Here is a 24,816-nt window from a genome sequence, read left to right as displayed (position 1 = left end):
AAGACCTGAAAAGGGGGCGACGGAACGCGTCGCCCCCTTTATTGTCTCGGGGCCATGAACGTCCATGCCCCGACCGTTTCGCACACCGCCCACAGCCCGGTTGCGACCCACCCGTCCGTCTGTCCCCATGACTGCCCGTCCGTCTGCGCCCTGAAGGTGGACGTGATGGCCGACGGCCGCATCGGCCGGGTGCATGGCTCCAAGGATCAGCGCTATACCGCCGGCGTCATCTGCGCGAAGGTCGCCCGCTATGCCGAGCGGGCGAACCACCCGGACCGCCTGACCCGTCCCCTGCTGCGCACCGGCCCCAAGGGCTCGGGCCAGTTCACCCGCATTTCGTGGGACGAGGCGCTGGACCGGGTGGCCGAAGGCCTCCTGAAGGCCGAGCGCGAGCACGGCGCCGAGTCCGTCTGGCCGTACTATTATGCCGGCACCATGGGCCTCGTGATGCGCGACGGCATCAACCGGTTGACCCATGTGAAGCGCTATTCGCGCTTCTTCGCGTCCATCTGCGTCAATCCCGCCTGGAGCGGCTACATGGCCGGCGCCGGCCAAATCTCCGGCGTGGACCCGAGCGAGATGGCCTCTTCCGGCCTCATCACCCTGTGGGGCACCAATGCGGTGTCCACGCAGGTCAACGTGATGACCCATGCCATCCACGCCCGGAAGAAGCACGGCGCCAAGATCGCGGTGGTGGATGTCTATCGGACGCCCACCATGGAGCAGGCGGACATTCCCCTCCTCATCCGCCCCGGCACCGACGGGGCGCTGGCCTGCGCGGTGATGCACGTGCTCTTCCGCGACGGCCTCGCCGACCGCGCCTATCTGGAGCGCTACGCCCGCGACGCTGCCGCGCTGGAGACGCATCTCGCCACCCGCACGCCCGAATGGGCCTCCGCGCTCTGCGGCCTGCCGGTCGATGAAATCGAGGCCTATGCGCGGCTCGTGGGCACGACGCCCGCCTCCTATTTCCGCATCGGCTATGGCTTCTCCCGCAGCCGCAATGGCGCGGTGAACATGCACTCGGTGGCGTCCATCCCGGTGGTGGCCGGAAGCTGGCAGCATCTCGGCGGCGGCGCGCTGCACTCCATGTCCGGCACCTATGGCTGGCGCAAGAAGATGATCGAGGGGCTGGACCGACTCGATCCCACCGTGCGCGCCCTCGACCAGTCCCGCATCGGCCCCATCCTGATGGGCGAGGAAGATGCGCTGGCGGGCGGCGGCAAGGTGGCGGCGCTGTTCATCCAGAACACCAATCCGGTCGCCGTCGCCCCCGAGCAGGACAAGGTGAAGCGCGGCTTCGCGCGGGACGACCTGTTCGTCGCGGTCCACGAGCAGTTCATGACCGATACGGCGAAGATGGCGGACATCGTGCTGCCCGCCACCATGTTCACCGAGCATGACGACATCTACGGCGCGGGCGGCCATCCCCACATCCAGATCGGCACCAAGCTGGTCGAGCCGCCGGGCGAGTGCCGCACCAACCACGACGTGATCTGCGCTCTGGCCTCACGCCTCGGCGCCGAGCACCCCGGCTTCGCCATGACCGCCCGCGAGCTGATCGACTGGACCCTGCGCGAGAGCGGTCGCGGTCCGGTGGAAGCGCTGGAGGACGCCCGCTTCATGGACGTGGGCCAAGACTTCCGCGCCGCCCATTTCCTCGACGGTTTCGCCCACCGCGACAAGCGCTTCCACCTCGCGGTGGACTGGGCGAACCTCGCATTCCCCGCGCCCGGCAAGTTCGGCCCGGTGGCGGACATGCCGGCCCTGCCCGACCATTGGGCGGTGATCGAGGAGGCGGATGCAGCCCATCCCTTCCGGCTCGTCACCGCGCCGGCCCGCAACTTCCTCAACTCCTCCTTCACCGAGACCCCCACCTCGCAGGAGAAGGAGGGCGCGCCTTCCCTGCTGGTCCATCCGGATGACGCAGCGGCGCTGGGTGTGGCCGAGGACGATCTGGTGGCGGTGGAGAACCCGCGCGGGCGAGTGGAACTGCGCGTCCGCCTGTTCGACGGGCTGCGGCGCGGTGTCGTGGTCTCCGAGCAGATCCAGCCGGCCGGTGCCCATCGCGGCGGGCACGGCATCAATACGCTGACAGGCGCCGATCCGGTGGCACCGGTGGGCGGCGCGGCCTTTCATGACAACAAGGTGCGGGTGGTGAAGGTCGGGGTTTAGAGGAAGGAAACGGCTTGCGGGATCGCCGGAGCTATTGGACCGGTAGTCTGCTGAGGTCACGGGCGGCGTCGCACCGGTTCACGCCCGGCATTGGCGCGAATGCACGCCCCTCGGGGCCGGCGAGGGCGAACCAGCGGTCCTTCAGGGCCGGTACTGCGTGGCCTTTCTCGTCCACTTCGGTGAGTGGAGAGCCGTAGACATAAGCTGCGCCCGAGAAGCCGTAATGATAGAGCGTGCCGGTCAGGATGCAGCGCGCCCGTGAGGCGAGGCTGGCATCCGGCATGATCCGAACGAAGGTTGCGGCTACGTTCGTCGACAGTCGGTATCGCGCCAATCCACATCCGTTCGGCAGCGCTTCCCGATCCACAATGTAATTGTCTTCCGGCAAGAACGCCTTTGCGGCACTCTTCAATTCGTCGTCAGACGACGAAACGAAAAATGACATTTTCCTCACAGATTGGTCGTGCGCTGGCGGAGCGTCTGCATCGGCGACGTACTGAATTGAACGACCGGGGACATATCTCACCTGAATCTTCTGATCCAGATATTGAAGAACGATCAGAGGAGGACGGCTGCTGTTGACCGTGGCATTTATGGAACCATCGGGATTGAGCGCCCGGTTGAAGGTGAGGATGTCGCTCAGGCTGGCCACGTCGCCTATGATGTTCGCGGAGATCGGGGTTACGGACGCGTCGCGGTAGACGCCGCCGTATGTGACCCGCCCAACCTGGCGATCGTCTGAATTCTGGAGATCAGGAGAGTCGCAATTCCCGAACCGGGCTTGAAGGTAGGCCCGCCTCCAGCCGGACAGTGCGCCTTCTTCATCGCAAACGCAGGAGGAAGGGGCCTCAGCCCGCCCGGCAGCCGGAGCGAGGAGCGCCAGCAGAATGATCGCCCAGCTCCCGCGCCCCATTCGACCTCACACCCCTGGCGAAACCAGCGGCGGCAGACCGCCCTTGGCGCCGGTGATCTCCACCCGCTCGTCGGCGACCTTCAGCCGGCCGGCGGCCAGAAGCTCCAGCCCCTTGGGGTAGATCACGTGCTCCTGCGCCAGCACGCGAGCGGCGAGGACGTCCGGCGTGTCGTCGGCTTCCACCGGCACGGCCGCCTGGAGAATGATCGGCCCCTCGTCCATCTCGGCGCGCACGAAATGAACGGTGCAGCCGTGGAACCGCACCCCCGCCTCCAGCGCCCGCTCGTGGGTGTGCAGGCCCTTGAAGCTCGGCAGGAGCGAAGGGTGGACGTTGATCATCCGGTTGCGCCAGCGCTCCACCAGCCAGGGGGTGAGCAGGCGCATAAAGCCGGCGAGGCAGACGATCTCGATGCCCTCGGCCTTCAGATAGGCGTCGAGGGCCGCGTCGAAGGCGAGGCGGTCGGAATAGCCCTTGTGCGACAGCACGAGGGTCGGCACGCCGTGCTCCTTGGCGAAGTCGAGGCCGGCGGCGTCCTCGCGGTTGGAAAGGACCAGCGCGATCTCGGCCGGAAAATCCGGCGCCTCGGCGGCCTTCACCAAAGCCGCCATGTTGGAGCCGCGACCGGAGATGAGGATCGCGGTGCGTTTCGGCGCCGCCTCGCTCATGACGCGAACCCGAAGTCGGCGGCCCCGTCATAGACCACATGGGCCGCGCCGGCGCCGGGCTCGATGACGCCGAGGCGGATCACTGTCTCGCCCGCGGCGGCGAAGGCGTCGGCCACCTCTTCCTCGCGCTCCACCGGCACCACCACGGCCATGCCGACGCCGCAGTTGAAGGCGCGCAGCATCTCTTCCGGCGCCACCGCGCCGACGCTGGCCAGCCAGCGGAAGACCGGGGGGACGATGAGGTTGGAGAGGTCGATGCGGGCGATGGTCCCGGCCGGCAGCACGCGCGGCAGGTTCTCGGTGATGCCGCCGCCGGTGACATGGGCGAGGGCCTTCACCGCGCCGGTCGCGCGGATGACGGAGAGTACGCTCTTCACATAGAGCCGGGTCGGCGTGAGGAGCGCGGTGCCGAGGTTCTGACCCTTGTTGAAGGGCGCCTCGTCGGTCCAGGCGAGGCCGGAACGCTCGACGATGCGGCGCACCAGCGAATAGCCGTTGGAATGCACGCCGTCCGAGGCGAGGCCGAGGATCACGTCGCCCGGGCCAACATCCTTGCGCGGCAAAAGCTCGGTGCGCTCGACGGCGCCGAGGGAGAAGCCGGCGAGGTCATAGTCGCCGTCGCGGTACATGCCCGGCATCTCGGCCGTCTCGCCGCCGATGAGGGCGCAGCCGGCTGCCTTGCAGGCCCGCGCGATGCCCGCGACGATATGGGCGCCCACATCCGGCGCGAGGCGGCCGGTGGCGAAATAATCGAGGAACAGCAGCGGCTCGGCGCCCTGCACCACGAGGTCGTTGACGCACATGGCCACGAGGTCGATGCCGATGGTGTCGTGCACGCCGGTATCGATGGCGATCTTGAGCTTGGTGCCCACGCCGTCGGTGGTGGCGATGAGGAGGGGATCGGCGAATCCCGCCGCCTTCAGGTCGAACACGCCGCCGAAGCCGCCGATGTCCGCGTCGGCGCCCGGCCGGGCGGTGGCCTTCACCAGCGGCTTGATGAGATCGACCAGCCGGTTGCCCGCATCGATGTCCACGCCCGCGTCGCGGTAGGAAAGTCCGTCCTGAGCCATAGGATCCCCGTCTTTGCGCGGGGCTTAGCCGCGAACGCGGGTCAAAGCAAGGCAGAGCGCCGGTCTTCGCCGTCTTGCACAGCCGGGCGGCAGGCCCGGACCATGGCGGCGACCTGCTCCACGTCGTCGCGGAACGGCAACGTGCGCCGCCAGACGAGGCCGATGGTGCGCGACGGAGCGGGATCGGGAAAGCGCAGCAGCCGCACGCGCGGGATGCGCCCGCCCTCTGATGCTACGAACATCTGCGGCAGCAGCGTCACGCCCTGCCCGTTGGCGACCAGTTGAGCCAGCGTGGACAGGCTGGAGGCGCCGAAGCGCCGCAGCTGGCGGGCATCCACCTTGCGGCAGACGTTGAGCGCCTGGTCGCGGAAGCAGTGGCCGTCCTCCAGCAGCAGGAGGTCGGCGGCGAGGATGTCCTCGGCGGCCGCGGTCTCGCCCGGAAAATCCGCCGAACTTTCGGGAACGGCGAGCAGGAACGGGTCCTCGAACAGCGCCTTGGTCTCCAGCGCCGGGTGCTCCACCGGGAGGGAAAGGATGACGAGGTCGAGGTCGCCATGGGCGAGGTCGTTCACCAATTGCTCGGTCTGGCTCTCCCGCAGCGCGATCTCGACGCCCGGCCAGCGGCCCGCCATCTCCGGCAGCAGGCGCGGCAGGAGATAGGGCGCGATGGAGGGGATGACGCCGAGCCGCATCCGCCCTTCCAGCAGGCGCCCGCGATCGCGGATGGTGCGCTCCATGTCCGCGAGGGCCGCGAGCACGCCGCGGGCGCGGGAGGCCGCCTCCTCCCCCACCGGCGTCAGCCGCACACCGCTGCGCCCCCGCTCGACGAGGCGCACGCCGAGCGCCTCCTCCATCTCGCGGATCTGCATGGAAAGGGCCGGCTGGGTGACGGCGCATTCCTCCGCCGCACGGCCGAAATGACGGTGGCGGGCGAGGGCGTCAAAGTAGCGGAGCTGACGGGTGGAGAGCACGTGATAAGATTACCTTATCAAAAACTCAATGCAATCTGATTTGTGCTTATTCCAACTCACGGCCATCCTGCGCTCCGGATGATCCGCAGCCGTCACGGCGCGAATCCAAGCAGGGAGCCCTTCATGACGCGACCCACCCTCACCACCACCGCCGGCAATCCCATCGCCGACAACCAGAATTCGCTCACCGCCGGTCCGCACGGTCCGGTGCTGATGCAGGACTACCAGCTCCTGGAGAAGCTCGCCCACCAGAACCGCGAGCGCATTCCCGAGCGCGTGGTGCACGCCAAGGGCTGGGGCGCCCATGGGACGCTGACCATCACCGGCGACATCTCGAAATACACCAAGGCGAAGGCCCTCCAGCCCGGCGCGCAGACGCCGATGATCGCCCGCTTCTCCACGGTGGCCGGCGAACTCGGCGCGGCGGATGCCGAGCGCGACGTGCGCGGCTTCGCGCTGAAGTTCTACACCCCCGAGGGCAACTGGGACCTCGTGGGCAACAACACCCCGGTCTTCTTCGTCCGCGACGCCTACAAGTTCCCGGACTTCATCCACACCCAGAAGCGCCACCCCAAGACCAATCTGCGCTCTCCCACCGCCATGTGGGACTTCTGGTCCCTCTCCCCGGAAAGCCTGCACCAGGTGACGATCCTGTTCTCCGACCGCGGCCTGCCCGTGGGCGTCAGGAACATGAACGGCTACGGCTCGCACACCTATTCCTTCATCAACGAGGCGGGCGAGCGCTTCTGGGTGAAGTTCCACTTCAAGACCCTGCAGGGCCACAAGCACTGGACCAATGGCGAGGCCACCGAGGTGGTGGGCCGCACCCGCGAATCCACGCAGGAGGATCTGTTCACCGCCATCGAGCGCGGCGAATTTCCCAAGTGGAAGGTGCAGGTGCAGGTGATGCCGGAGATGGATGCGGAGAAGACCTCCTACAATCCCTTCGACCTCACCAAGGTGTGGCCGCACGGCGAGTATCCGCCCATCGACATCGGCGTCATGGAGCTGAACCGCAATCCGGAGAACTATTTCAACGAGATCGAGCAGGCGGCCTTCTCGCCGTCCAACATCGTGCCCGGCATCTCCTTCTCGCCGGACAAGATGCTGCAGGCCCGCATCTTCTCCTATGCGGACGCCCACCGTTATCGCCTGGGCACGCATTACGAGCACCTGCCGGTGAACGCCGCCAAGTGCCCGGTGCATCACTACCACAAGGACGGCGCCATGCGGTTCTTCCCGCAGATGACCGGGAATACCGACGCCTATTACGAGCCCAACTCGTTCAACGGCGCCGCCGAGGATGCCAAATATGCCGAGCCGCCGCTGAAGATCTCGGGCGATGCCGAGCGCTACAGCCACCGCATCGGCAATGACGACTTCTCCCAGCCGCGCGCCCTGTTCGAGCTGTTCGATGCCGGCCAGCGCCAGCGGCTCTTCAGCAACCTCGCGGCGGCCATGTACGGCATTCCGCAGGAGATCGCCGACCGGCAGATCGCCCTCTTCACCAAGGTCCACCCGGAGTACGGGGCGGGCGTGAAGGCGGCGCTGGAGCACGAGACCCGGACCAAGGCGGCGGAGACGGCCCAGCAGCAGAAGAACCCAGCGGGCCCTGTCGCCGCCGAGTGACGTGATCCCGGAGCGGGGGGTTGCCGGGAGCCCCGACCCGGCAAACGGAAAGGGGGCGCGCCTTGCCGGCGCGCCCCCTTTTTATGCGTCCTGCCGACGGAGCCTCAGTCCTCGAGCACCTTCAGCTTGAACAGAAGGCCGGCGAGATAGGCGCCCACCAGCGGCACCACGATGAACAGCCAGAGCTGGGAGATGGCCTTGCCGCCCGCGAACAGGGCCGGGCCGATGGAGCGGGCGGGGTTCACCGACACGCCGGTGACGGGGATGAAGACGATGTGGATCATCACCAGCGACAGGCCGATGGCGAGACCGGCCGCCTGGGTGATGCCGGCCTTGGAGGTGGAGCCGAGGATCACCACCAGGAACACGAAGGTGCCCACCAGCTCGGCGAGGATCGCGGCGCCGAGGCCGTAGCCGCCGATATAGCCCTCGCCCCAGCCGTTCTGGCCGAGACCGGCGGTCTTCACATCGAAGCCGGCCAGCTTGCCGGAAGCGATCATGAACAGGATGGCGGCGCCGGCGATGCCGCCCAGGATCTGGGCGATCCAGTATTTCGGCACTTCGGAGGTGGGGATGCGGCCGGCCGCCCAGACGCCGATGGTGACGGCGGGATTGATGTGGCAGCCGGATACATGGCCGATGCCGTAGGCCATGGAGGTCACGGCAAGGCCGAAGGCGAAGGCGATGGCGAGCATCCCGATGGGCGCGGAGCCGTAGCCGGTGAGCACGGCGGAGCCGCAGCCGAAAAGGACGAGTACCGCGGTTCCGATGAACTCGGCGACGTATTTGTTCATTGCCCAGTCTCCCCCGCGCGCCTCCGCCCGTCGCGACCGGGCAGTTGGCACGCATCCAGCACAGGTTCAGGGGCCGAATTCACCGCCAAGGCCGATCGAAACCGGGCGGATCCGGCTCCCCCGCGGCGCATTGAAGGCGCGCCGCAGCCCAAGCGAACTCCGGCTAACGGCAGAGATCAAGACTGGAATTTCAAATCGGAGCCGCCCCCGCCCACCTTTTTGACGTGCGGCGACGCAGCATCGCGTGCCGCGCTCGCGAAAAGATGAACGGAAGGTAAAGGCCCGTGTCGGCACGGGTTCAGCCCCGGCGTCGTACAAGCAGGATGAAAACATCCTCCATTGAGGGGACGACCTGCCTCGGTCCGGCGTTCTAAGCCGGCCACGCGACGTCGAACAAAGAGCTGCCCCGGACCCTGCCATGAAGACCTCATCCCTGATCGCGGCTGCCGCCACCACCTTCATCGCCATCGCCGCCTGGGGTGGCGGCGACCTCGTGCGTGCCTTCCCCGGCGATGCCGCTCCCGCCATGGCGAAGGCGGACCAGCCTGCGGCACGCAACGTCGCCTACCAGTGGCGCGACTATTGGGATCGCGGCGGGGCAGACGCTGCGACGCGGGCCTGCCCGGCGCGCAAGGCCATCAGCCTGTCGTGGCAGGGGCCGCGCCTCTCTTGGCAGCGCAGCTGCGCCCGGGCTGGCTGAGCTTGATGCCTCGCGCGCCACGGCCGGGCGGAGCAACCCGCAGGCGCCGCGCGGCCACGCTGACGTTCGACTGCGAACATGGTAGGTGTGCGCGCCCCGGTGTTTCGGGAGGGAGGGAGTTCATGAAGCGACTTTGGAGCGGCGCCTCAGCCGCCGCGCTGGTTGCAGCGGCGATGCTGTGGACCGCGACGGCCGACGCCCAGCAACCCCAGTCGACACCTCAGGCGCAGGCCCAGCCCGGAGCCACGCCCTCCGCGCCGCCGACCTGGCCGCGCGTCTATGACCTGCCCGACAATCAGGTCCTCCAGCTCTACCAGCCGCAGATCGACGTGTGGACCGGCGACACCATGTCCGGCCGCGCCGCCGTCGCCATCGGCGTCAAGACGGGGACGCCGACCTACGGCATGGTGAAGTTCACCACCCGCGTCGCCATCGACAAGCCGGCCGGCCTCGTCCATTTCGCCACCTTCACCATCGATGGCGTGCAGGTGCCCACCGAGCCGGCCAAGGCGAGCGAAATCCGCTCCGCCCTCCAGACCCGCCTGCCGCCCGACGGCATGACCGTGCCGCTCGACCAGCTCCAGGCGAGCTATGCGGTGAACCAGGAACTGGCCAAGGTCCAGACCCAGCCGGTGGACAACACTCCGCCGCAGATCCTGTTCGCCACCACGACCACGATCCTCGTCCCGGTCGCCGGCGAGCCGGTGCTGCGCCCGATCAAGGGCGTCAGCGGCTTCCAGCGGGTCGTCAACACCCGCCCGCTGCTGCTGAAGGACGATGCCGGCACCTATCATCTGGAAGCCGCCGGCCACTGGTACGAGACGCCGAACCTCGGCGGCACCTGGATCGTAACCCCTCAGGTCTCCGATGCCCTCGCCTCCGCCGGCAAGGCCGCCATCGCCGAGACCCCGGCCGATCCGCTGCTCAACAACGACAAGAAGCCCATCAACCCGGCCCCGGCCATCATCGCCGTCACCAAGCCGTCCGAGCTGATCCAGACCGACGGCCAGCCGCAGATGCTCCCGGTCGCGGGCACCAACCTGCTCACCATGAACAATGCCGATCATGCGGTGTTCATGGAGACCACCTCCAATTCCTATTACGTCCTGATCTCGGGCCGCTGGTTCAAGGCGCCCGACCTCAAGGGGCCGTGGGCCTTCGTCGCCAGCAACGCGCTGCCCAAGGACTTCTCGAAGATCTCGCCGAACGATCCGAAGGCCAACGTGCTGGTCTCCGTCGCGGGCACGCCGCAGGCGAAGGAAGCGGCCATCGCCGCCACCATCCCGCAGACCGCAACCGTGAAGCGCAGCGTGGAGCTGAAGGTCGCCTATGAGGGCGCGCCCAAGTTCGAGCCCATCAGTGGCACCGCGCTCGCCTATGCGGTGAACACCGCAACGCCGGTGATCCGCCTCGCCCCCGACCGCTTCTATGCGGTCAACAACGGCGCCTGGTTCGCGGCCGTCGATCCCGCCGGCCCCTGGCGGGTCGCCGATGTGGTGCCGGACGTGATCTACACCATCCCGGTGTCCTCGCCGATGCACTACGTCACCTACGTCCGCATCTACGGCTCGACGCCGGACGCGGTGGTGGTGGGCTATACCCCCGGCTACATGGGCGTCGTCGTCTCCCCCGGCGGCACGGTGGTCTACGGCACCGGATACAATTGCGTCGGCTATGTGGGCTTTGCCGACTGGTATTCCTGCCCGGTCACCTACGGCGTCGGCGCTGGCTTCGCGCTGGGCCTCGACACCGGCTTCGCCTTCGGCTTCGCCGCCGGCTGGGGCTGGGGCGCGGCGGTCTATCCCTATTGGGGTCCCTACTGGCATCCCTATGGCCCCTATGGGCCTTACGGACCCTACGGCCCGTGGGGCGGCCACTGGGGCTACACCAACCTGAACCAGACCAACCTCTATGGCCGCTGGGGCGGCGCCGCGACCGTCAACCACGCCTGGGGCACCACCTGGAACGGCACCGACTGGTCAGGCCGCGACTGGCACGGCACCACGGCCAACGGCACCAACTTCGCCGGCCGCTCGGCCGCCGCGTTCAATCCCTATTCCGGCAACTACGCCGCCGGACGGGAGAACGCCCGCTACAACCCCACCACCGGCGCCCGCGGCGAAAGCCGCGCCGGGGTGGAAGGCAACGCCTATACCGGCAATGCCGCCGCCGGGCGTGAATCCGCCGGCGCCAACCCCACCACCGGCACCTATCACGCCTCCCAGACCGGCGTGACCGACAACCACGGCAACGTGAACGTCAACAGCCGCGGCGTCGCCGGCAATGCCAAGACCGGCAATGCGGTGGCCTGGGACAACGGCCATGTGGCGGTGGACCACGACGGCAACGTCTACCAGCACAATGACAATGGCAGCTGGAGCCAGCACACCACCTCCGGCTGGCAGAACACCACCCGCGACACCTCCAGCCTCGATCACGAGGAGCAGGCCCGCTCCTATAGCAATCGGCGGGTGTCGAGCTACGGCGGCGACGGCTTCGGCGGCGACGCCTATGGCCGTGGCGACAGCTTCGGCTCCGGCGGCTTCGACCGCGACTTCGGCGGCTTCGGCGGCGGCGATCGCTTCGGCGGCGGCGGCAGCTGGGGCGGTGGAGACCACTTTGGCGGAGGCTTCGGCGGTGGTCGTGGCTTCGGCGGCGGGTTTGGCGGCGGCTTCGGCCGGCGCTGATCCCACCCCATCGCACAGAACAGGAAAGGCCGGGCTCGCGCCCGGCCTTTTCGTTTCTGCGCCGTTCGAGATCAGGCCGCCCGGCGGGCCTCGAAGCTTTCGCCGGCCAGCAGGCGCTGCACCCGGCTCGGGCGGAACTCCTCCGGCACGGCACACAGGCCAAGGCGCACGCACAGCCGGCCGAGGCGCGGATCGGCGGTGGCCATGGTGAAGGGAATGGCGAGCACGTAGCCCGCCAGCACTGGCGCCGCCCACAGCGCCAGCACCGGCTGCACCGCCAGCAGCGCGGCAAGAACGGCGAGGCCGAACACCGTCTGCGGCCAGAACGCCCGGGCCGCATGGGCGAAGTCCACCCCGTGGCCATCGCGCGCCTGCGCGCGCCACGAGGCCCGCACCCGGCCGAGCAGCAGGCGGACCATCTCCAGCGTCACCGCCATGGCGGTGATGGCGCTGAGCAGGAAGGAGAACACCAGCTCCACCGCCACCGAGCCGGCAAAGCGCAGCGCGCCGCCATAACGGGCGACGCCGCCCGAGGTCAGCAAAACGTCGGCGACACCGGCGAGCTTGGGCAGGAGCGCCATCGCCATCATGCCGGCGTAGAGCGCCAGAGCGAGCGCGGCGGGATAGGCCGGCCCTGCCTCCGCCGCCGCCATCGGCAGCAGCGCCAGAAGCGCCGGATGGGCCGGCACCGTCACGAACATCAGGATGGCCCAGACGAGCTGGAACCGGCTCATGGGCTGGAGGCTCCTTGCGAGGCCCGGCACCGTCAGCAGGCGCAGATACTGGAGATTGCCGAGGCACCAGCGCAGATCGCGGCCGACGAAATCGGTGGCCGCGGGCGGGTTCTCCTCATAGCTCTCGCTCTCCACCGGCAGCACGCGCACCTCGTAGCCGGCGCGACGCATGAGCACCGCTTCCACCTGATCGTGGGAGAGCACGGGCCCGCCGAATGGCGCGCCGCCGGGAAGCTCGGGCAGATGGCAGGCGTCGCGGAAGGGGGCGACGCGGATCACCGCATTGTGCCCCCAGAACGGCCCGCAATCCCCCGCCCACCAGCTCGCGCCGAGGGTGTAGCTGCGCATGCCGTGGCGCATGCCGAACTGGAAGATGCGCCCGAACGCGCTCTGGGAGGGGAGCCCCACCACGAGGCTCTGCAGGATGCCGAGGCGCGGATAGGCCGCCATCAGGCGCACCATGGAGAGGATGGTGTCCGCCCCCATCAGGCTGTCGGCATCGAGCGGCAGCATGAAGTCGTAGCGATCGCCCGCATCCGTGCAGAAGGCGCGGATGTTGCCGGCCTTGAACCCGACATTGTCGGCCCGGCGGCGGTAGAAGATGCGGGACGGCCCCTCCTGCGCCCGCCACGCCGCCACCAGTGCCTCCTCGGCGGCGGCGATCTCCGGCCGCGAGGTGTCGCTGAGCACATGGAAATCGAAGGCGCCGCCGTGGCCGGTGAGATCGAGGTCGGCCTTCACCGCCTTCAGCCGCGCCAGCGCCCGCGACGGGTCCTCATTGCGCACGGTGAGGAGGATGGCGGTGCGCGCCGTGATCGGCCCCTCGGGCAGAGGCGGGGCGAGAAACGGCGCGGCCGCCTCGATGCCCCGGCGCCGCCCGTGCAGCAGATAGAGCCCCACCGCCGCATTCCAGAAGCCGATGGAATTCCACGGCGTGATGGCGAGCGCGCAGATCAGCAGCAGCCCATCCACCAGCGAGAAGCCGTCATGGGCGCCCAACGCCACCATGCCCGCGAGGACGAGGCCCACCGTCGCGAGATTTGCGACCAGCATGAACAGACGGCGCCGCCGGAGCGTTGAGAGCGGCTGGATCAAGGCCGGCGTCAGCGTGGCCGACGCGTGTGCGGGTTTTTCTGGAAGCGTGGACAGTGGACCGGACCTTGAAGACATGCATAGCTCCCTGGGTGCCGGCGGCCCGCGGCGACGAAACCCCAAGCGTATACGAGAGCCAAAGCATGGCCGTTCATCCTGCGTCAACTTGCCACGCTTCGGTTTTCGCCCGCGCCCTCTGGTACGTCGCGCCCGGCGTCAGCGAGCTGAGGCCCGGCGTGTTGCCGGCGGTGGACGAGGCGACCGCACAGGTGCGCACCGAATACAGCGCCATCAGCCGCGGCACCGAGCGGCTGGTGGCCGCCGGGCTCGCCGATCCCGTCCACCGCAAGCGCATGCGCGCGCCGTTGCAGGAGGGCGAGTTCCCGTTTCCGGTGAAGTACGGCTATTGCGCCGTCGGCGCGGTGGAAGTGGGGCCGCCCGAGCTTCTCGGCCGCCGCGTCTTCTCCCTCGCGCCCCATCAGGAGCGCTTTGTGGCGCTCACCGAGATGCTGACCCCGGTGCCCGATGCCGTGCCGGCGCGGCGCGCCACCCTCGCCGCCAACATGGAGACGGCCCTCAACGCGGTGTGGGACGGCGGCGCCGGTCCCGGAGACCGCATCGTGGTGGTGGGCGCGGGGCTCGTCGGCCTGCTGGTCACCTATCTCTGCGGCCGCCTGCCCGGCGCGGAGGTGACGGTGGTGGACACCGATCCCGCCCGCGCGGCGGTGGCCGCGACGTTCGGCGCCGGTTTCCTGCCCGCCGAGCCCGGCCCGACCGATCTCGATGCCGATCTCGTCTTCCACACCTCCGGCTCCTCGGCGGGCCTCAACACCTGCCTCGCCTGCTGCGGCGACGAGGGCCGCGTGATCGAGATGAGCTGGTATGGCGACCGTCCGGTGGACGTGGCGCTGGGCGGCGGCTTCCATCACAAGCGGCTCGCCATTCTCTCCTCGCAGGTGGGGGCCGTGAGCCCGGCCCGCCGCCCGCGCTGGAGCCGGCGCCGCCGCCTGCTCAAGGCGCTGGACCTCCTCGCCGACGACCGGCTCGATGCGCTCATCACCGAGGAGGTCGCCTTCAATGATCTGCCGGCCCGGCTGCCGCGTATTCTCGCAGCCGGTGCGGAAGGGATCGCCACCGTCGTCAAATACGGCTGAAGCCGGACCACCGGACAGAAAGGACATTCCATGTATGCGGTAGAGGTGCGGGACCACATCATGATCGCCCATTCCTTCCGGGGCGACCTGTTCGGCCCGGCGCAGGCGCTGCACGGGGCGACCTTCGTGGTGGATGTGGCCTTCTATCGCGAGGACCTCACCGAAGAGGGCGTGGTGGTGGACATCGCCCGCGCCCACGAGGCGCTGAAGGGCGTGCTCGGTCCGCTCAACTACAAGAACCTCGATGAGGTGCCCGCCTTCGCCGGCCGCAACACCACAACCGAGGTGCTGGCCCGCCACGTGTTCGACCACATGGCCGCCGCTGCCCGCGCGGGCGATCTTGGCACCGGGGGCGACGGCATCGTGCGCATCCGGGTGTCTCTGCACGAATCCCACGTCGCCCGTGCCTGGTACGAGGCCGATATCGGCCCCGCCGCGTGAGCGCTCCCGCGCGGCCGGCGGTGGCGCTGGTCCATCCCGGTGCCATCGACACCCCCAGCGGCGGCTATGCCTATGACCGGCGCATCCTCGCCGGTCTCAAGGCGCAGGGTTTCGATGCGACGCCGCTCTCGCTCAAGGGCAGCTTCCCCTGTCCCACGGCGGACGAGATCGGGGCGGCTCTGGCCGCTCTTGCCGCGACGCCTTCCGGCACCGTGCTGCTGGCCGATGGCCTCGCCCTCGGCGCCCTGCCGGGCGAGGCCCTGCGGCGGCTGGGCCGACCCGTGGTGGCGCTGGTACATCATCCCCTCGCGCTGGAGACCGGCCTTCCGGAGGAGGTCGCGGCCCGTCTGCTGGAAAGCGAGGCGGGGGCGCTTGCCGCCGCCGCCGCCGTCATCGCCGTCAGCCCGGAGACGCGGCGGATGCTGGTGGAGCGCTATGGCGTGCCGCCGGAGAAGATCACCCTCGCCTTGCCCGGCACCGCCCCCGCGGCGCGCGTGCCGGCGGACGGCCACCCGCCGCACCTGATCGCGGTGGGGTCGCTGACGCCCCGCAAGGGCTATGGCGTGCTGCTCGACGCCCTCGACGGCCTCACGGATCTCGACTGGACGCTGACCATCGTCGGCAGCCCGGATTTCGAGCCGGAGACGGCGCGGGAGATCGCCGCGCGCGCGGCCGGGTTCGGCCCCCGCATCCGCCTCGCCGGCGCGCTCCATGTGGCGGCGCTGGATAAGGCCTATGCCGCCGCCGACATCTTCGTCCATCCCTCCTTCTATGAGGGCTACGGCATGGTACTGGCCGAGGCGCTGCGGCGCGGCTTGCCGGTCATCTGCACCACCGGCGGCGCGGCGGGCGAGACCGTTCCCGACGGGGCCGGCCTGAAGGTGCCGCCCGGCGATGCGAACGCCCTCGCCGCGGCGCTGCGCGCGCTGCTCATCGATCCCGCGCGGCGGCGGGCGATGGCCGATGCCGCCTTCGCCGCCGGCACCGCCCTGCCCGACTGGTCCGACACCGTCGCCGTGATCGGCCGGGTTCTGATGGAGGTCGCCGACCGATGAGCGAATGGGCCCCCGCCCCTGCCGCGACGTTCTCCGCCGACTGGCTCGCCCTGCGGGAGGCCGCCGACCATCGCGCCCGATCGGCGGCGCTGGAGGCGAAGCTGGCCGCCCGGCTGTCGTCCCACACGGAGCAGCGCATCGTCGATCTCGGCGCCGGTTCCGGCTCCAACCTCCGCGCCCTCGCGCCGAAGCTCGGACCGCGCCAGCACTGGATATTGGTGGACCACGACGACACCCTCGCCGAGGCCGCCCGGACCGCCTTTCGCACCTTCGCGGACGGCTCGCGGGAGGACGGCGGAACGCTGGTGCTCGATCTCGCGGGCAAGGAGGTGACGGTGGAATTCGCTTTGCGCGACATCGCCGCCGATCCAGCCGCGCCGCTGGCCTTCCAGCCCCATCTCGTCACCGCCTCGGCCTTCTACGATCTCGTGTCGGCGGACTGGTGCCAACGCTTCGCGGCAGCGTTCGCCGGCACCGGCGTGGTGCTCCATGCGGCGCTGACGTGCGACGGCCGGGATGCGTGGTCGCCACCGCATCCGGCGGATGCGGAAATCGCGGACGCCTTCCGCGCCCATCAGGGCACCGACAAGGGCTTCGGCGCCGCCGCAGGTGCGGAGGCCGCCACCATCCTTGGCGAGGCCCTTGGGGCGGCGGGCTACGCCATCGAGACGGCAGACAGCCCGTGGCGGCTCGGTGCCGGCGACAGTCAGCTGATCGCCGAGCTGGCGAAAGGCACCGCGCAGGCGGCGGTGGAGAGCGGGCGCTTATCGGCAGAAGTCGCAGCCGATTGGCATCGGGCGCGGGCGATGGCGCAGGGCTGCGTCATCGGCCATGTGGACCTGCTGGCGGTGCCCCGCGACTAGTCCTCAGCTGCAGTTCGTGACCTGGTTGGAGCAGATGCCGCGCCACCAACCGCGCTTGCCATCCCGGCTCTTGGTCAGCGCCCAGTTGGCCGAGCAGGCGTAGAGGCGCTCCAGCGTGCCGTCGATGGGCAGATTGCCGGAGGGGTCGGCCGCGTCATCGCCGGGCGGGATGTCTTTGGAATCGACGTTCGGCGCCTGATGCAGGCGCATGACAGGCATCTGCGTGTTGGCATAGGCGCCGCCCGCCTTGTCCGCCGGAATCCAGCCGGCGCCCTTGTAGGTCTTCGGGTATGAGCGCGGCGGCGGATCATCGTAAGGCGCGCCGGGCGGGGTGGCGTTGCGGATGCGGAACCAGCCGTCCTTGTAGCCGGTGATCTCGAACTCCGCGTGCCAGCTGTCGTCCTCGCCCTGCCCGGACTCGGGCGTATGGCGCGGCGGGGCGAGGGTGCCCACCACCTTCGCCGTGGCCGAAGGCGCGGCGCGCACGGCAAGGCCCTTGCGGCTGGTGTCTATGGACCATGCCTTGATCTGGCAGGGCTCGACACCCGGCTCCGCCTTCTGCTTCACCAGACCGGCGAGGATATCCGCCTGCTCCTCCGCGAAGGGATCGTCCCCGGCCGGGTCCTGAGGGGTGCGCGGGCGTACGGTGGCGGAGACGACGCGGCGGGCCTCCCCCTCCGGTGCCAGCGTCACCTCCAGCACCTGCCCGGGCGCGAAGGCGCTGCCCGGCGTTTTGGGATCGTCCGCGCCAGCGGGAAAGACGGCGATCAGCGCCGTCTGCCCCATCTCCCCCGTGCGCAGAACGCGGCCGGCCACCAGCGTCTTCGGCAGCTGCGCCGTGGCGGCGGCGACCCACGCCGGGTCTTCCGCGCGGGCCGCGCCCGCCAGCACAGGCACGGCAAGCGCGAGGAGGAGGAGGCGCCTCATTGGGGGGCGATGATCTTCAGCGGGGTGGTGTAGGGCTCGACCCGCAGGCTGTCATTGCCGAGGATGCTCACGCGCGCCACCGGCGCCTGCTCCAGCGCCCCGTCGGCGGCCTTGCGCACCGCATAGCGCCAGAGCGTCACCTCGCCCTTCCCCTTCAGCGCCTTACCGATGGCGGTGACATCGCTGCCGCCGAGGGCCGCCACATCCTGCGGCGAGAGGCCGACGACGATCTCGTCCTTCACCGTGACGATCTTGAACAGCGGCGTCGTTTCCGCAGCAAAAGCCGCTCCGGAGAGGGCCAGAAGCGTCCCTGCGGCCAGCGAGAGGGAGAAGAGGCGTCGGGAAGACAGGGTCATTGCGGCGATCCTCGGGATGGCGCACGGCGGCGCTCAAGGCCGACATTTCCCGAGGAACGGCGGATTCGCAACCGCCGCGTGCCGAAACGGCAGCGGGGCGGCAGAGAGCTACCGCACAGGCGCGAAAGACCTCATTCCAGCCCGGCGATCGCCCGCGCAAAGTCCCGCGCCGCGAACGGCTGGAGGTCGTCCTGCCCCTCGCCCACACCGATCAGATGGATGGGCAGCTTGTGCTTCGCCGCGATGGCCACGAGGATGCCGCCGCGCGCCGTGCCGTCGAGCTTGGTCATGACGAGGCCGGTGACGCCGGCGATGCGCGCGAACGCCTCCACCTGCGAAAGCGCGTTCTGGCCCACGGTGGCGTCGAGCACGAGGAGCACCGCGTGCGGGGCGGTGGGCTCCTGCTTCCTGATGACCCGCACCACCTTTTCCAGCTCGGCCATCAGCTCGGCGCGGTTCTGCAGGCGGCCGGCGGTGTCGATCATCAATATGTCGGCGTTCTGGGCGCGCGCCTCGGTGATGGCGTCATGGGCGACGCCCGCCGCATCGGCCCCCTGCTCGCGAGCGATGACGGTGGCGCCGGTGCGTTCTCCCCACACCTTCAGCTGCTCGATGGCGGCGGCGCGGAAGGTGTCGCCGGCGGCGAGCACCACCTTGCGGCCCTCGGCGCGCCACTGGGAGGCGAGCTTGCCGATGGTGGTGGTCTTGCCCGATCCGTTGACGCCGACCATCAGCAGGATGAACGGCTTGTGCGCGGTGTCCACCACCAGCGGCGTCGCCACCGGGGCGAGGATGCGCTCCACCTCGGCGGCGATGAGGCTCTTCACCTCCTCGGCCGAGATCATCTTGTCGTGCCGGCCGCGCCCCACGTCCTCGACGATGCGCATGGAGGTCTCGACGCCGAGGTCGGCGCGGATCAGCACCTCCTCCAGCTCCTCCAGCGTCGCCGCATCGAGCTTGCGCTTGGAAACAAGGTCGGTGATGCCCTGCCCAAGGCTGGAGGCGGTGCGGGCAAGGCCCGAGGCGAGGCGGCTCCAGAAGCCCTTGCGCGGCTCCGGGGCCGGAGCGGGAGCGACGGGTTCGGGCGACGGCGGGGGAAGATCGGGCGGAGGAGCTTCGGGCGCGACGGCCGGGGTCGGCTCAGGAGCGGGAATTTCGACCGGCTCAGGCTCAGCCGCTGTGACGGGCTCCGGCGCAGCCTCGGCAAGCGCCTCGGGTTCGGCGGGCTCAAGCGCGGGTGCTTCGACGGGCGACGCGGCGACGGGCTCCGGCACCGGCGGCGCGGCAGGCTCCGCCGCAGCGCTCTCCACCGAGGTCGGCAGCGGTACATCCGGCGCAACAAGCGCGGGCGCGGCTTCCGCCGTGTCGGGAACAGGCGCGTCGGGCGGCGGCGCAACCGGCGTTTCGGCCGCCGGCTCGCCCTTCAGCCAGCCCCAGAAGCCGCGCTTCTTCTTGTCGTTTCCGCCGTCCTGCTGGCTCATGCCCAAGATCCCATAAAATGTGTCACGCCGCGATGAGCCGCGCGCCGTCGTGCCCGGCGATCCTCAGATCGGCGAGGCTGCCGCGCACGGCTGCGCCCGAGAGGCGCACCGGGGTGAAATGTTCGGTATGTCCGCGCCCGCCGGCTTCCACCAGCACGGTGCGGCGGCGGCCGACTTCGGCCGACAGGTGCCGGCGCAGCAGCCCTGCCCCGGTCTCGCGCAGCCGCGCCGCGCGCTCGGCCACCAGCGCCGGGGCGAGTTGCGGCATGCGGGCCGCCGCCGTGCCCGGCCGGGCGGAAAAGGGGAAGGCGTGGAGGAAGGCGAGGCCCGCCTCCTCCGCGAAATCGCGCGTGGCGCGGGCCTGCGCCTCGGTCTCGGTGGGAAAGCCGGCGATGATGTCGGCGCCCAGCACCACGTCCGGCCGCGCCTGTCGCAGCGCCGCGATGAAGGCCAGCGCATCGGCGCGGCTGTGGCGGCGCTTCATGCGCTTCAGGATGAGGTCGTCGCCGGACTGGAGGGAGAGGTGCAGATGCGGCATCAGCCGCTCTTCCTCGGCGAGGGCGCGCATCAGCTCGGCATCCGCCTCCACCGCGTCGATGGAGGAGAGGCGCAGCCGCTTCAGCTCCGGCACGCCGGCGAGCACCGCCCGCACCAGCCGCCCGAGGGTCGGCGCGCCCGGAAGGTCGGCGCCATAGGCGGTGAGGTCGACACCGGTCAGCACCACCTCGCCATGGCCGCTTGCGACGAGCCGCGCCACCTGCGCCACCACCGCGCCCATGGGCACGCTGCGCGAGGGGCCGCGCCCAAATGGGATGATGCAGAAGGTGCAGCGGTGGTCGCAGCCGTTCTGCACCTCCACGAAGGCACGGGTATGCCCCTCGAACCGGTCGGCGAGATGGGGCGTCGCCTCGCGCACGGCGGAAATGTCCTGGACCTGCACCTTCTGCTCGGCGCTGATGCCGAAATCGAGGCGGGAAGCGAGCATCTGGCGGGCGCCCGCCCACGTCTCGACGCCGGTCTTGGCGGCATTGCCGAGCACGAGGTCCACCTCCTCCATGGCCGCGAAGGTGGCGGGCTCGGTCTGCGCGGCACAGCCAGTTACGACGACCCGGAGCGCGGGATCGCGCCGCCGGGCACGGCGGATGGCCTGCCGCGCCTGCCGAACGGCCTCAGCCGTCACGGCGCAGGTATTCACCACCAAGGCGCGATCGAGCCCCGCGGCCGCGGCGGCGCGGGCGATACCGTCACCTTCCAGCGCATTCAGGCGACAGCCGAAATTGACCACCTCGACGCCGGCTTGCACGCCCGGTCCCTCCGCCATCAGGCGGCCTCCCCCAGCATGGCAGGGGTGAGGGTGCCGGCGAACTCGTGCTCCACGGGGCCGGTCATCAGCACGTGGCCGTCGCTCTCGCGCCATTCGATCTCCAGCGGCCCGCCGGGCAGCGTCACCGTGACGGCCCGACCGGTGCGGCCCGTGCGAACGGCGGCGACGCCGGTGGCGCAGGCGGCGGTGCCGCAGGCCCGCGTGCGGCCGGCGCCGCGTTCCCACACATGCAGCAGGATGCGATCCGGCGCGGTGAGGCTGGCGAAGGAGATGTTGGCGCGCTCGGGGAAGAGCGGATGGTGCTCCAGCGCGGCGCCGAGGCCTTCCACATCCATGGCGTCCGCGTCGGGGACGAAGAAAATGGCGTGGGGGTTGCCCATGCTCACCATCACCGCCGGCCCGAGAGTCTCGAAGCCGGGCACGAGAATGGAAGCGGTATCGCCCACGTCTTGAGCCAGCGGAATGTCGCGCCAGCCGAGGCGGGGGGCGCCCATGTCCACCTTCACCTGCCCGTCCGGGCGCACGGTGCAGTCGAGCAGCCCCGCCTCGCTCTCGAACAGAACGTGGGGCGTGCCGGTGCGCTCGGCCTCCAGCGCGGCGATGCAGCGGGTGCCGTTGCCGCAGGCGGCGGAAAGCGAGCCGTCATTGTTGAGGATGCGCACGAAGGCGGCGGTGTCGGCGCGGCGCGGGGGATAGAGCACCATGGCCTGGTCGAACGGCAGGACCGAGGGCCGCGCCAGCGCCCGCGCGGCGGCGGGCGGCACCTCCACCGGATCGGCGCGCAGGTCGAGGACGAGGATCTCGTTGCCGAGACCGTTCATCTTCACGAAGGGGCGGTGGCTGAGCGGGTTCACGGGCGTCCGGGCTGTCCGACAAGGTCTTTGCCCTATATGGCGCCGTTCCGTCCATCACACCACCCCCGCGCCGCCCGCAAGGCGCCGCAATCACGCCGAACTGCGCCATGAGAACATGCTAGACAGAGTGCGTCGCGGCCCTTCGGCCCGCGGGAGGATGGACGATGACGGGCGTTTGGGGGACGAGGCTCGGACGGGCGGCAGTTGTTTTCGGGCTCATGATGGCGCTGGCGGCTCCCGCGGTCGCGCAGGCGCCGAAGGATGCGCCGCAGAAGGATGCTCCGCAGAAGGGGCAGGACACGCTGACCCCGCCGCCGGTGGTGGACCCGAAGAAGGTGGAGACGACGCCCGTCACACCCGGCGCGCCCGCCGCATCCACCTTTGCGCCGGACGAACTGACGCTGCCGCCCGTGCCGGTGCTGACGCTCTCGGGCTCGTCCTCGTGGGAAGACGCCTATGACAAGCTGGTGGAGGCCGTCCGCAAGGCCGACACCGAGCTGAAGCGGCTGGGCCTGACGCGGGCCGGCCAAGTGTTCGTCATGTACACCACCAGCGACGACCGCGGCTTCGACTATGAGGTGCAGGTGCCGTTCTCGGGCACCACGACGCAGAAGCCGGCGGAGCCCATGAAGCTCGGCGGCTCCTTCGCGGGCAAGGTTCTACGGTTCGTCCATACCGGCTCGTTCGGCGACATGGACAACACCTACGAGCAGATCGCCAATTATCTCGACGAAAAGAACGTCGAGCAGAACGACCTCTATATCGAGCGTTACCGCACCGACCTCCTGACCGCCTCCCCGGAGGCCCTTGAGATCGAAATCCTCGTGCCCCTGCCCTGAGCAGACACCCCGAGAAAATAGAGCAACATCAAGGAACGACGGCGCCCGCGGATCTAACCTAGGGTCAAAGCGCCGCCACAAGGAGGGCCGCATGGGTGGCATATCCGTAAGAAACTGCGTCAAGGGGCGGACGGGAAACCTCTCGCGCATCGCACTCGCGGCGGTGTTCGGCTGGTCCACCATCTATCCCGCCCTCGCCCAGACCCCGCCTCCCGGCCCGCAGGGCGCCCAGGGCTATCCGCAGGGGGCGCCTCCGGCCGTCCAGCCCGGCGCCGTCCCGCCGCCGCAGGGCCAGCCGCTGCCGCCGCCCCAGCCGGGCGATCAGGTGCAGCCGGCCTATTCGCTCAGCGAGCTCGAATATCTGCTCGGCCCGGTGGCGCTTTATCCGGACCCGCTGCTCGCCATCCTGTTCCCGGCGACCCTGTTCCCGGAACAATTGGTGGAAGCCTACAACTGGATCGTCGCCAATCCCGGCCTCGTGCAGGAGCGCAACTTCACGGCGGTGGATGCCTTCAACTGGGATTCCTCGGTGAAGGCGCTGGTGCGCTTTCCGGACGTGGTCACGCTCCTCCATGAGCACATGGAATGGTCGGAATCCCTCGGCCTCGCTTTCTCGACCCAGCCGCAGGACGTCTCCAACACCATCCAGATGCTGCGCGCCAAGGCGCAGGCCGTCGGCAATCTGCAGACGACGCCGCAGCAGGTGGTGACGACGCAGGAAGTCCCCGCCAGCAGCGGCGGCAGCGGCCCCGCGCGCACCATCTATATCCAGCCGGCCGATCCCGAGCGGATCTACGTGCCGGCCTATGACAGCTCGGAGGTGTTCACCACCTTCGCCACCGGTGCGCTCGCGTTCGGCGCCGGCGTGCTGGTCGGCTCCTACTGGAACAACAACTGGGGCTGGAACAACCGGCCGTGGAATTCGGTGTGGGTCGTGCCGCCGCGCTGGGTGCGCCCGCCCTACTGGGGTCCGGGCTGGGGTGGCCGTCCGCCGGCATGGGGTCCGGGACCGTGGGTTCCCGGCCGTCCCGGCTTCCCGCCGCCGGTCCGTCCCGGCTGGCCGGGTGGCCCCGGAGGTCCCGGTCGTCCGGGCTGGCCCGGTGGTCCTGGTGGTCCTGGTGGCCCCGGCGGTCCCGGTTGGCCGGGTGGACCGGGTGGTCCCGGTCGTCCTGGCTGGCCTGGCGGACCTGGAGGACCTGGTGGTCCCGGTGGACCCGGCCGTCCCGGAATGCCCGGCTATCCGGGTGGACCGGGCGTCGGTCCCGGCCGGCCCGGTATGCCGCTTGTTCCCGGAGCCCCCGGCCGTCCCGGCTATCCCGGTGGTCCGGGCCGTCCCGGCACGCCCGGCTATCCCGGCGGACCCGGCGTCGGACCCGGCCGGCCCGGTATGCCGCTTGTTCCCGGAGCCCCCGGCCGTCCGGGCTATCCCGGTGGTCCGGGCCGTCCCGGCACGCCCGGCTATCCCGGTGGACCCGGCGTTGGTCCCGGCCGTCCCGGTATGCCCGTCGTTCCCGGCACGCCTGGCCGTCCGGGCTATCCCGGGGCGGGACCGGGTCGTCCCGGCTATCCCGGCACACCCGGCGTCGGCCCCGGCCGTCCCGGTCGCCCCGGCATGCCCGGCAATATCCCCGGCCAGCCCGGCGGCCCCGGTGTGGGTCCGGGCCGTCCCGGATATCCCGGCACTCCCGGCGTCGGACCCGGTCGTCCGGGCCGTCCCGGCCAGCCCGGTGTTCCGGGCGCGGGACCGAACCGTCCCGGTTATCCGAATGCCGGCCCGAACCGGCCCGGCTATCCGAACGCGGGTCCCAACCGGCCCAACCGGCCGTCGGTGCAGCCGAACCGGCCGGCCAACCGTCCCGCCAACGTGCGGCCGCAGAACCGGCCGCAGCAGGTTCGCCCGCAGCAGCGACCCCAGCAGATGCGACCCCAGCAAAGGCCGCAGCAGATGCGCCCGCAACAGCGGCCCCAGCAGATGCGGCCTCAGCAACGGCCGCAGCAGATGAGGCCCCAGCAGATGCGTCCGCAGCAGCGGGCCATGCCGCAGCAGCGGGCGGCGCCGCAGAACCGCCCGCGGCCCGGCCAGCGCTGAGC

Annotated in this window: 21 protein-coding genes; 10 read left to right on the top strand and 11 right to left on the bottom strand. The window is 70.1% G+C overall.

Going from position 1 to position 24,816, the window contains the following annotated elements:
* Window positions 1-54 precede the first annotated feature (54 nt).
* On the top strand, window positions 55-2,175 hold the full coding sequence (locus tag EJ105_RS02065; protein WP_250165114.1) for a molybdopterin-containing oxidoreductase family protein: 2,121 nt from the start codon (window positions 55-57) through the stop codon (window positions 2,173-2,175).
* Window positions 2,176-2,206: 31 nt separating this feature from the next.
* On the opposite strand, the gene EJ105_RS02060 is transcribed toward EJ105_RS02065, so the two are convergent.
* Genes EJ105_RS02060 through EJ105_RS02045 form a run of 4 tightly spaced genes read right to left on the bottom strand, consistent with a single transcriptional unit; the run spans window position 2,207 to window position 5,795 of the window.
* Window positions 2,207-3,088 carry a hypothetical protein gene (locus tag EJ105_RS02060; RefSeq protein WP_250165113.1) on the bottom strand — a complete coding sequence of 294 codons (882 nt, stop codon included), beginning with the start codon at window positions 3,086-3,088 and terminating at the stop codon, window positions 2,207-2,209.
* A gap of 6 nt (window positions 3,089-3,094) precedes the next feature.
* Window positions 3,095-3,754, bottom strand: coding sequence for a phosphoribosylglycinamide formyltransferase (purN, locus tag EJ105_RS02055; RefSeq protein ID WP_250165112.1), 660 nt, complete (start codon window positions 3,752-3,754; stop codon window positions 3,095-3,097).
* Window positions 3,751-4,824 carry a phosphoribosylformylglycinamidine cyclo-ligase gene (gene purM, locus EJ105_RS02050; RefSeq protein ID WP_250165111.1) on the bottom strand — a complete coding sequence of 358 codons (1,074 nt, stop codon included), beginning with the start codon at window positions 4,822-4,824 and terminating at the stop codon, window positions 3,751-3,753. Before purM ends, purN begins: the two co-directional genes overlap by 4 nt.
* A gap of 41 nt (window positions 4,825-4,865) precedes the next feature.
* Window positions 4,866-5,795 carry a hydrogen peroxide-inducible genes activator gene (locus tag EJ105_RS02045; RefSeq protein WP_029556872.1) on the bottom strand — a complete coding sequence of 310 codons (930 nt, stop codon included), beginning with the start codon at window positions 5,793-5,795 and terminating at the stop codon, window positions 4,866-4,868.
* 123 nt (window positions 5,796-5,918) lie between these two features.
* Here EJ105_RS02045 and EJ105_RS02040 point away from each other — a divergent pair, with 123 nt between their 5' ends.
* Window positions 5,919-7,424, top strand: coding sequence for a catalase (locus tag EJ105_RS02040; protein ID WP_250165110.1), 1,506 nt, complete (start codon window positions 5,919-5,921; stop codon window positions 7,422-7,424).
* Window positions 7,425-7,528: 104 nt separating this feature from the next.
* Here EJ105_RS02040 and aqpZ read toward each other — a convergent pair whose 3' ends face one another.
* Entirely contained in the window at window positions 7,529-8,218 is a 690-nt protein-coding gene (aqpZ, locus tag EJ105_RS02035) for an aquaporin Z (RefSeq protein WP_029556870.1), read from the bottom strand.
* Window positions 8,219-8,636: 418 nt separating this feature from the next.
* On the opposite strand from aqpZ, the gene EJ105_RS02030 reads away from it, so the two are divergent.
* Both EJ105_RS02030 and EJ105_RS02025 read left to right on the top strand, forming a co-directional pair.
* Complete coding sequence (locus EJ105_RS02030; protein WP_250165109.1) at window positions 8,637-8,918, top strand: hypothetical protein; 282 nt, start codon at window positions 8,637-8,639, stop codon at window positions 8,916-8,918.
* A 122-nt stretch (window positions 8,919-9,040) separates the two neighbouring features.
* Window positions 9,041-11,605 carry a carbohydrate-binding family V/XII gene (locus tag EJ105_RS02025; RefSeq protein WP_250165207.1) on the top strand — a complete coding sequence of 855 codons (2,565 nt, stop codon included), beginning with the start codon at window positions 9,041-9,043 and terminating at the stop codon, window positions 11,603-11,605.
* Window positions 11,606-11,676: 71 nt separating this feature from the next.
* Here EJ105_RS02025 and mdoH read toward each other — a convergent pair whose 3' ends face one another.
* Complete coding sequence (gene mdoH / locus EJ105_RS02020) at window positions 11,677-13,509, bottom strand: glucans biosynthesis glucosyltransferase MdoH (RefSeq protein ID WP_250165108.1); 1,833 nt, start codon at window positions 13,507-13,509, stop codon at window positions 11,677-11,679.
* A 65-nt stretch (window positions 13,510-13,574) separates the two neighbouring features.
* On the opposite strand from mdoH, the gene EJ105_RS02015 reads away from it, so the two are divergent.
* Genes EJ105_RS02015 through EJ105_RS02000 form a run of 4 tightly spaced genes read left to right on the top strand, consistent with a single transcriptional unit; the run spans window position 13,575 to window position 16,944 of the window.
* A complete protein-coding gene (locus EJ105_RS02015; protein WP_250165107.1) occupies window positions 13,575-14,585 on the top strand; it encodes a zinc-dependent alcohol dehydrogenase in 1,011 nt (336 codons plus the stop codon).
* Between the two features lie 30 nt (window positions 14,586-14,615).
* Window positions 14,616-15,026, top strand: a complete 411-nt coding sequence (locus tag EJ105_RS02010) for a 6-pyruvoyl trahydropterin synthase family protein (protein WP_250165106.1) — start codon at window positions 14,616-14,618, stop codon at window positions 15,024-15,026.
* Window positions 15,023-16,081 (top strand): glycosyltransferase family 4 protein, encoded by a 1,059-nt coding sequence (locus EJ105_RS02005; protein WP_250165105.1) that lies wholly within the window; start codon window positions 15,023-15,025, stop codon window positions 16,079-16,081. Before EJ105_RS02010 ends, EJ105_RS02005 begins: the two co-directional genes overlap by 4 nt.
* On the top strand, window positions 16,078-16,944 hold the full coding sequence (locus tag EJ105_RS02000; protein ID WP_250165104.1) for an SAM-dependent methyltransferase: 867 nt from the start codon (window positions 16,078-16,080) through the stop codon (window positions 16,942-16,944). Before EJ105_RS02005 ends, EJ105_RS02000 begins: the two co-directional genes overlap by 4 nt.
* Before the next feature lie 3 nt (window positions 16,945-16,947).
* Here EJ105_RS02000 and EJ105_RS01995 read toward each other — a convergent pair whose 3' ends face one another.
* The 5 genes from EJ105_RS01995 to dapF form a co-directional block, all read right to left on the bottom strand.
* Entirely contained in the window at window positions 16,948-17,871 is a 924-nt protein-coding gene (locus EJ105_RS01995) for an SH3 domain-containing protein (RefSeq protein WP_250165103.1), read from the bottom strand.
* Window positions 17,868-18,227, bottom strand: coding sequence for a hypothetical protein (locus tag EJ105_RS01990; protein WP_250165102.1), 360 nt, complete (start codon window positions 18,225-18,227; stop codon window positions 17,868-17,870). Before EJ105_RS01990 ends, EJ105_RS01995 begins: the two co-directional genes overlap by 4 nt.
* 131 nt (window positions 18,228-18,358) lie before the next feature.
* Complete coding sequence (gene ftsY, locus EJ105_RS01985; RefSeq protein WP_250165101.1) at window positions 18,359-19,708, bottom strand: signal recognition particle-docking protein FtsY; 1,350 nt, start codon at window positions 19,706-19,708, stop codon at window positions 18,359-18,361.
* A gap of 22 nt (window positions 19,709-19,730) precedes the next feature.
* Window positions 19,731-21,029 carry a tRNA (N(6)-L-threonylcarbamoyladenosine(37)-C(2))-methylthiotransferase MtaB gene (gene mtaB / locus EJ105_RS01980; RefSeq protein ID WP_250165100.1) on the bottom strand — a complete coding sequence of 433 codons (1,299 nt, stop codon included), beginning with the start codon at window positions 21,027-21,029 and terminating at the stop codon, window positions 19,731-19,733.
* Window positions 21,029-21,886 (bottom strand): diaminopimelate epimerase, encoded by an 858-nt coding sequence (gene dapF / locus EJ105_RS01975; RefSeq protein WP_029556859.1) that lies wholly within the window; start codon window positions 21,884-21,886, stop codon window positions 21,029-21,031. The genes mtaB and dapF overlap by 1 nt, the downstream gene beginning before the upstream one ends.
* A 164-nt stretch (window positions 21,887-22,050) precedes the next feature.
* Between dapF and EJ105_RS01970 the strand changes: the two genes are divergently transcribed.
* On the top strand, window positions 22,051-22,725 hold the full coding sequence (locus EJ105_RS01970; RefSeq protein WP_250165099.1) for a GyrI-like domain-containing protein: 675 nt from the start codon (window positions 22,051-22,053) through the stop codon (window positions 22,723-22,725).
* A gap of 91 nt (window positions 22,726-22,816) precedes the next feature.
* Complete coding sequence (locus EJ105_RS01965; protein WP_250165098.1) at window positions 22,817-24,814, top strand: DUF3300 domain-containing protein; 1,998 nt, start codon at window positions 22,817-22,819, stop codon at window positions 24,812-24,814.
* The last annotated feature ends 2 nt before the right edge of the window (window positions 24,815-24,816 follow it).

Origin of the sequence: Xanthobacter aminoxidans, from assembly GCF_023571765.1 — a bacterium.
GTDB classification, from domain to species: domain Bacteria; phylum Pseudomonadota; class Alphaproteobacteria; order Rhizobiales; family Xanthobacteraceae; genus Xanthobacter; species Xanthobacter aminoxidans.
Note: the sequence above shows the minus strand (reverse complement) of the source record. Positions and strands in the feature narration are given on the sequence as shown.

What these genes read in the sequence shown, in the direction of transcription:
- EJ105_RS02065 (WP_250165114.1), top strand. Translation starts at nt 55, where the DNA reads ATGAACGTCCATGCCCCGACCGTTTCGCACACCGCCCACAGCCCGGTT.
- EJ105_RS02060 (WP_250165113.1), bottom strand. Translation starts at nt 3,088, where the DNA reads ATGGGGCGCGGGAGCTGGGCGATCATTCTGCTGGCGCTCCTCGCTCCG.
- purN (WP_250165112.1), bottom strand. Translation starts at nt 3,754, where the DNA reads ATGAGCGAGGCGGCGCCGAAACGCACCGCGATCCTCATCTCCGGTCGC.
- purM (WP_250165111.1), bottom strand. Translation starts at nt 4,824, where the DNA reads ATGGCTCAGGACGGACTTTCCTACCGCGACGCGGGCGTGGACATCGAT.
- EJ105_RS02040 (WP_250165110.1), top strand. Translation starts at nt 5,919, where the DNA reads ATGACGCGACCCACCCTCACCACCACCGCCGGCAATCCCATCGCCGAC.
- aqpZ (WP_029556870.1), bottom strand. Translation starts at nt 8,218, where the DNA reads ATGAACAAATACGTCGCCGAGTTCATCGGAACCGCGGTACTCGTCCTT.
- EJ105_RS02030 (WP_250165109.1), top strand. Translation starts at nt 8,637, where the DNA reads ATGAAGACCTCATCCCTGATCGCGGCTGCCGCCACCACCTTCATCGCC.
- EJ105_RS02025 (WP_250165207.1), top strand. Translation starts at nt 9,041, where the DNA reads ATGAAGCGACTTTGGAGCGGCGCCTCAGCCGCCGCGCTGGTTGCAGCG.
- mdoH (WP_250165108.1), bottom strand. Translation starts at nt 13,509, where the DNA reads ATGTCTTCAAGGTCCGGTCCACTGTCCACGCTTCCAGAAAAACCCGCA.
- EJ105_RS02015 (WP_250165107.1), top strand. Translation starts at nt 13,575, where the DNA reads ATGGCCGTTCATCCTGCGTCAACTTGCCACGCTTCGGTTTTCGCCCGC.
- EJ105_RS02010 (WP_250165106.1), top strand. Translation starts at nt 14,616, where the DNA reads ATGTATGCGGTAGAGGTGCGGGACCACATCATGATCGCCCATTCCTTC.
- EJ105_RS02000 (WP_250165104.1), top strand. Translation starts at nt 16,078, where the DNA reads ATGAGCGAATGGGCCCCCGCCCCTGCCGCGACGTTCTCCGCCGACTGG.
- EJ105_RS01995 (WP_250165103.1), bottom strand. Translation starts at nt 17,871, where the DNA reads ATGAGGCGCCTCCTCCTCCTCGCGCTTGCCGTGCCTGTGCTGGCGGGC.
- EJ105_RS01990 (WP_250165102.1), bottom strand. Translation starts at nt 18,227, where the DNA reads ATGACCCTGTCTTCCCGACGCCTCTTCTCCCTCTCGCTGGCCGCAGGG.
- ftsY (WP_250165101.1), bottom strand. Translation starts at nt 19,708, where the DNA reads ATGAGCCAGCAGGACGGCGGAAACGACAAGAAGAAGCGCGGCTTCTGG.
- mtaB (WP_250165100.1), bottom strand. Translation starts at nt 21,029, where the DNA reads ATGGCGGAGGGACCGGGCGTGCAAGCCGGCGTCGAGGTGGTCAATTTC.
- EJ105_RS01970 (WP_250165099.1), top strand. Translation starts at nt 22,051, where the DNA reads ATGACGGGCGTTTGGGGGACGAGGCTCGGACGGGCGGCAGTTGTTTTC.
- EJ105_RS01965 (WP_250165098.1), top strand. Translation starts at nt 22,817, where the DNA reads ATGGGTGGCATATCCGTAAGAAACTGCGTCAAGGGGCGGACGGGAAAC.